The sequence below is a fragment of the Thalassospira alkalitolerans genome, assembly GCF_002115745.1.
GTDB lineage: Bacteria > Pseudomonadota > Alphaproteobacteria > Rhodospirillales > Thalassospiraceae > Thalassospira > Thalassospira alkalitolerans.
The window spans coordinates 58,325-65,058 of the sequence record NZ_JFKB01000018.1 but is presented as its reverse complement, the minus strand read 5'-3'; the positions used below and the strand labels follow the sequence as shown (position 1 = coordinate 65,058).

Annotated in this window: 4 protein-coding genes; 2 read left to right on the top strand and 2 right to left on the bottom strand. The window is 55.8% G+C overall.

Going from position 1 to position 6,734, the window contains the following annotated elements:
* Window positions 1–24: 24 nt before the first annotated feature.
* On the bottom strand, window positions 25–3,027 hold the full coding sequence (locus tag TALK_RS18855) for a leucine--tRNA ligase (protein WP_085620709.1): 3,003 nt from the start codon (window positions 3,025–3,027) through the stop codon (window positions 25–27).
* 401 nt (window positions 3,028–3,428) lie between these two features.
* Between TALK_RS18855 and TALK_RS18850 the strand changes: the two genes are divergently transcribed.
* Window positions 3,429–4,091: a DUF5610 domain-containing protein gene (locus tag TALK_RS18850; RefSeq protein ID WP_085620708.1), complete on the top strand. Its 663-nt coding sequence runs from the start codon at window positions 3,429–3,431 to the stop codon at window positions 4,089–4,091.
* 206 nt (window positions 4,092–4,297) lie between these two features.
* Here TALK_RS18850 and TALK_RS18845 read toward each other — a convergent pair whose 3' ends face one another.
* The gene (locus tag TALK_RS18845) at window positions 4,298–5,752 is read right to left on the bottom strand and encodes a hypothetical protein (protein WP_085620707.1); all 1,455 of its coding nucleotides are present in this window, start codon (window positions 5,750–5,752) and stop codon (window positions 4,298–4,300) included.
* A 361-nt stretch (window positions 5,753–6,113) separates the two neighbouring features.
* Between TALK_RS18845 and TALK_RS18840 the strand changes: the two genes are divergently transcribed.
* The gene (locus TALK_RS18840; RefSeq protein WP_085620706.1) at window positions 6,114–6,716 is read left to right on the top strand and encodes a superoxide dismutase family protein; all 603 of its coding nucleotides are present in this window, start codon (window positions 6,114–6,116) and stop codon (window positions 6,714–6,716) included.
* Window positions 6,717–6,734: the final 18 nt, after the last annotated feature.

Here is a 6,734-nt window from a genome sequence, read left to right as displayed (position 1 = left end):
GGGAATCCTGAATGTAAACACCGCCTAGCCTTTAACCACGATATTCAGCAATTTCGGCGTCGGTTTGGCGATATAGATCATCTTGACGATCTGCTTGCCGTCAAGATGACGCGCAACATTTTCATCGGCCTTGGCCATGGCTTCGACTGTTGCCTGATCGGCATCGGCCGCCACCATGATCGAGCCACGCTTTTTGCCATTCACCTGAACCGGGACTTCGTATTCGTCATCCTTGGCTTTTTCGGCATCAAAGACTGGCCAATCAAACTTGATGACCGATTTTTTCGCACCAAATTCAGCCTTAGCCATGCGGCTTAGAAGTTCCTCGCCCAGATGTGGGGCGAAGGGCGACACCATCAAGGCCAGCGCCTTGACGTGATCGTCATGCACCGCGTTTTGGCGCGTCATGGCATTGGTTAATTCGATCAAGGCGGCAATCGCGGTATTATGGCGCAATTCGTCGATATCTTTGCTGACCTTGGCGATGGTTTTATGCAGCAGCGTTTCGATTTTGCCATCGACGTCGCTGGTGCGTTCCATCTGGGTTGCGACCTTCCAAACGTTGGACAGGAAGCGCAACATGCCGACAATCGCATCGGACTGCCAAGGTTTGGAGCTATCAAGCGGCCCCATATACATCTCATACGTCCGGAAGGTATCGATCGTATATTGATCGCAAATTTCTTCTGGCGGGATGCCGTTTTTATAGCGTTTGCCCATCTTGCCCGGCACGGTGATCAGTTTTTCATCCGTCTTGGCGTTAAAGGGCTGTTTTTTGCCGTCAACATCGCGCATTTCAACATCATGGATGTCAACATAAACGCCGCGTGCGTCGGTATAGGCATCGGCGGTAATCATGCCCTGATTAAACAGCTTTTGGAACGGCTCGGGCGTGCCGACATAGCCAAGATCAAACAGGACCTTGTGCCAGAACCGCGAATACAGCAGATGAAGCACCGCGTGCTCCGCCCCGCCGACATAAAGGTCAATCGCACCGGGTTTGGCATTGCCCACATCATCGGTGGTATTGGCCCAATAGGCCGCGGCCGCATCCGATGCAAAGGCCTGATCATTATGGGCATCGAAATAACGCAGATAATACCAGCACGATCCGGCCCAGTTCGGCATGGAATTGGCATCGCGACGGAACGCACGAACCTCGTAATCCTTGCCATCATGGGTATGGGTTGAACCAACAGCCGCATCAACCGGCAGAACCGAACCATCCGACAGCACAATCCCGGTGACTTCCATCCATTCCTTGGCACGTGCAAGCGGCGGTTCCGGATCGGAATTCGGGTCTTCGTTGGATTGCGGTTTAAAATCGGTCATTTCCGGCAGAACAACCGGCAAGGCCGCCTCGGCCACGCCGTGGACCTGACCGGTTTCCTGATCAAACAAAACCGGGAAGGGTTCGCCCCAATAGCGCTGACGCGAGAACAGCCAATCGCGCAATTTATACTGCACCCGACCCCGGCCGATGTTTTTGGCTTCCATCCATTCAATGATGGCGGCCTTGGCATCCGGGGTCGACAGCCCGTTGATTGAAATATCGTCATTGGCGGAATTAATCGTCGCGCCAATGTCGGTCTGGGCGGTTTTGAAATCACCCGGTGCGACGACATAACGTGCCAGCAAGGCATCCGCATCAAGATTACCCGCATCCACCGGCGCATTATCACGCAACCAGCTTTCAGACGGCTGGGTGGTGGCGACAATCGGCAGATCAAATTTATGGGCAAATTCAAAGTCGCGCTGATCCCCGGCAGGCACCGCCATAATAGCGCCCGTGCCATAGCCCATCAGGACATAATCAGCAATCCAGACCGGAATTTCTGTCCCCGTTACCGGGTTGATCGCCATCGCACCGGTAAAGACACCGGTTTTCTCGCGGCTGGCTTCGTCCTTGGACGATACTGGCCCCGCCAGTTTGACCATCTTGCGATACTCGGCAACCGCGTCTTTTTGATCTGTCGTGGTCAGGGCATCGACCAATGGATGTTCCGGGGCCAGCACCATATAGGTCGCGCCAAAAATCGTATCGGGGCGCGTGGTATAGACCGCGATTTTATCTTCGCCGCCATCGGTGCGCGTCACCGGGAAATTAACCCGTGCGCCAACCGAACGGCCGATCCAGCCTTTCTGCATCTCGACCACGCCATTGGGCCAATCAAGGCCTTCAAGATCGGCAACCAGACGATCGGCATAATCGGTAATGCGCAACATCCACTGTTTCAGCGGGCGTTTATACACCGGGTAATCACCGCGCTCGGATTTGCCGTCGTTGGTGACTTCCTCGTTCGACAAAACCGTGCCCAGCATCGGGCACCAATTGACCGGCACTTCATCGACATAGGCCAGTCGCCCGCGATCAATCGCGCGGTCAATTTCGCGGCCTTCGGCCTTGGTGCCATCGCCGATGACTGATTTCGGCTGTGGCACGCCGTCTTCGTCAAGCAACCATTCACCAGATTCAAGCAACCCCCGCAACTCGGCAATCGGGCGCGCCCGGCCATTAACGGTTTTGCCATGCGGGCCTGTCCATTCAACGGTCGGGTCATAGAAGCTGTTGAAAAGTTGCAGGAAAATCCACTGCGTCCATTTATAATAATCAACATCGGTCGAGGCGAAACGACGATGCGGATCATGGCCAAGGCCGATAACCTGCAACTGGCGCAGCATGTTTTCAATATTTGCTTCGGTGGTGATGCGCGGATGCTGACCGGTTTGAATGGCGAATTGTTCGGCAGGCAGGCCAAAGGCATCAAAGCCCATGGAATGCAGCACGTTAAAGCCGCGCATACGTTCAAACCGCGCCTTTACATCGGTCGCGATATAGCCCAGCGGATGACCGATATGAAGGCCAACCCCGCTTGGATAGGGGAACATATCGAGGATGACTTTTTTCTTTTTTAACGGGTCGAAATCGGCATCGCCCGGATTGGGGGTACGATAGGTATCGTTTTCCCGCCAGTAATCCTGCCAGCGCTTTTCAAATTCGCGCGCGCTTTCCTGATAGTTCGCCACCGTCAAACAGCTCCTAAGCTCAAAACACCGGGGGCGGAGGAAACCTCGACGCGCCCCGATTCCATAAATCTTTGTCAACCAAACCTTGTTCAATAATGGGGCTTGGCCGCTGTTGCAATATCATAGTGATATATTATGCCGCGCAATTACCGTGATAAAACCCGCCCGAAACCGGTAAATCACCGCCCTGCGCGATCCCGTTGCACGCATAACGGAAATGCATGTGGATCAACTGTACCTGTACAATAGTCTATGGTCATTTCGCGCCGATTGTGCGATATTGAGGCGCTATAAAGATTCGCACGCAAGCAATTTGGCCCATGATGGTGCCCGCTTGCACCCTGTATTTCCTGTCCGGTCAAGGACTTAAATACAGGCAAACCGCGTCCAGGGAGGACGGAATGGATATCACCATTGGTGGTCTGACATCACAAGCAACCAGCGGATCACACCGCAGCGCGCAGTCTTACCTGCCCGGAAGTGACGACTCGAAATCCGGGTCGGACAACAAAATTGCTGATGCCTTTGCCGGTGCGACCTCGGTTTCGCTGTCATCTGAATCGGCCAATTTGCTTTCGGCTGACCAGATCGTTTCCGCCATCAATGAAAGCCTGTCATCGACCGGCCTTTCCGTTGAAGGCGTTGATCCGAGTGATTACACCCCCGAAGCCGTCGCCGATCGCATTCTCGCCCGTGTGGGTGATTTGATTGCATCGAATGCCGATAGCGAAGTCGAAGCCCGCGAAATTTTCGACAAAGCCAAAGAAGGCATCGAAAAGGGCCTTGATCAGGCGCGTGATTTCCTTGACGGCCTTGGCGCGTTGAATGACACGATCAACACCAATATCGATGATACCGAAACCCGTTTGAATGACGGGCTGAAAGCCATCGAATCGCGTTTGAACGAACTTCTGAATGATCCGACCGCGACCAAGGCGACCGATACAACGCCGGACCGCGATGAACAGGTCATCCAGTCACAGGTCACCCAGACCGCACAGGCAAGTCAGGCCTATGCCGAAGCCGGAACCAATGCACAGCGTAACGCACCGCGTTATGGCTGATATCGCGCCCAATCCGACGCGACAGTGAAATAAAGAAGACGTCCCAACGACCCTAAAACCGGTAGCCCGATGGCTACCGGTTTTTCTTTTGCGGGCATCATTCCGGGTAAAGCGGCTTTATCCTGTGGCAAAGCATTGCTGGACCGATGTTACCCAAGTCATCCCGCGTACACATTCAAAACCCCCTTGATCACCGCCACTCCCGGCTAAAGCCCGGTCGTGGTCGGGCCGTCATCGTCGCGGATTTTAAAAATCTTGCGCCCGGCATCCTGTATTTTGCTAAAGGCATCCTCGGCCATAAAGCCCGATACAAAGGCCATAAAGGTTACCAGAAACGGGCTGATTTCAATATTGGCCGATCCTTCCGGCCCGCCCTGGGTCACCATCAGCATCCCGGCCTCGGTAAACAGGAAAATCGCGATGGCGGCGGCAATCCCCTCGCCGGTCATGACCAATAACCGCCCGGTGGCGACAAAGCCGTTTTCCAGATCGGAGGCTTGCACCGCCCTTGCCATGCCGCCTTTTGCCCCGGCATTCGATGCATTCAAGCCCCTCGTTTTCATCAGATTTCCGCTGATATCACCTTCACCGGGACCGGGACCGACACCCGCATTCGCATCCACAGTGCCATCCGGCTTTTCCCCCGTATCATTCCCAAAAACATTATGCCCGGAAACGCCAACACCGGGCATATCCCACCCCGCCGTCCGATAGCGGCGGATAAAGCACACGACAGAGCCAAGCCCCCCGGCGGCCACCGTCACCAAAAGGGTTAAAACAATGCCCGGCATCTGAAGCAACAGCGATAAAACCCCGCCCAGCGGCTGTTGAAACAGCGCGACAAGCGACCGGCGTTGATCATCGTGGCCGCTGCCTTCCTCGTCCCAAAACGTTGCCAGTTCGGCCCGCAAATCAACCATTTCCGCGCCAAGGCTTTCGCGCAATCGTTCGGATTGGGCCTGTTCGGCGATGATATTCGCCCAGACCACCTGGGCGCGCACGGCCTTCTCGTCAAAGGCGATGACCGCCCTTTTTGTCATCTCGATCCTGTCGTTGATTTCGGCAATGAAACTCCCGCTTGCCTCGGCCGAAAAGGCCACCCGCGCCAATGCCCCGTTCAGCCCCGCCATCACATCACGCCCGTCATCGGCGGTTTTAACGCTGGGTGATGGCTGTTTCTGATCGGAACTGAAATCATTCTGGGCCAAAAAGGCATAGGCCGCCTGAAGAGCGGCCAGATAGGCCGTGCGAAATTCCGGCTCAAACAGGGATGCCCGCTCGGTCAAAACTCGCCCCAACCCGGCATAAAGATCAAACGCCGCCCGCCAGGCCGTGATCGCATCTTGGCGAAGCGCCAAGCCCCGCCGCGCCTCGGCCAGACTGTTCATATCCAAAACCCGGATTTGCGCCCGGACAAAGCGGATTTCATCTTTTAACTGCGCCTCGTGATAGCCCTGTAAAACGATGCGTTCCAAATCACCCGGCGAGTTCACGTCAAGCTCGCGACTTAAAATCTCGCGCTGGATATCGGCGGTGAAACCGGCAAACAGGGTGGTGACAAACCCCAGATACAAAACACAAATAATCACAATCAAAACCACAGCGCCCAAAAACTCTGCGCCGCGCCGTATCAACCATCGTTGATCAAAACCTGCTGCCATTCCCTGTTTGCCTCGCCCTCACCTGTCCATAACGGCGCATCTGCCCCGCCAGGAAAGTGACGCCCCCGGCCCCATGCTTGTGACAGCAGCCCCGCAACGGCCCGCTTTGCCGCCTTCTGCTTTAAGCCGCCTGCCCCCCGTTCCCCGTTCCCCGTTCCCCGTTCTCCGTTCTCCCGCCTCCCGCCTCCGCGCCCCGGCCCCCTTGAAACCCCACGCACAAAATCGCCCCAAACCCGGCCAATAATGCGGGTAACGCGAACAATTCACATAATTTACGGAACAAACCCGGCCACAACCGGTTCTATGACAACAGGCAAAAACCAAAACCGAGCAACCGCCCAAAAACCGCAGAGGATTTCCCATGCTCCCCCATGAAAACATCTGCCACCCGCGAACCACCGCCCTGCCCGCCACCTTCGACCGCCGTATCACACTTGCCACGGCCGTCACCACCACCGCCCTGATCGCGCTTGGTGCGGCAGCCATGGCGCTCGTACCACTGGGCTCCGCCAAGGCTGGCGAAGAAGCCCAAAGCAGCTTTATCAATACCGATGGTGCGGAAATCGGCCAGCTTACGGTCAATGGTGTGCCCGATGCTACGATCCTCAAAATCGCGCTGCACGGCCTTCCGCCCAGCCGGTGGGTGGCGCTTCATATTCATGAAAACGGCGAATGCGATCCGGCCAGCGGCTTTAAATCGGCAGGCGGCCATTTCAACCCGATGAAAAAATCCCACGGCCACGAATTCGCCGATGGCCCGCACGCGGGCGACATGATGAACCAATATGTCAATGACAAGGGCGCGCTTTACGCTCAGGTGCTTAATAACGCCGTGCGCTTTAACGGCACCGGCGACACCGACATCCACGGCAAAGCCGTCGTCATCCATGCTGGCGCGGACGACTATAAATCCCAGCCATCCGGAGATACGGGAGAGCGGATTGCTTGTGCGGTGATTGAGTAATAAGTACTATTGCTTATA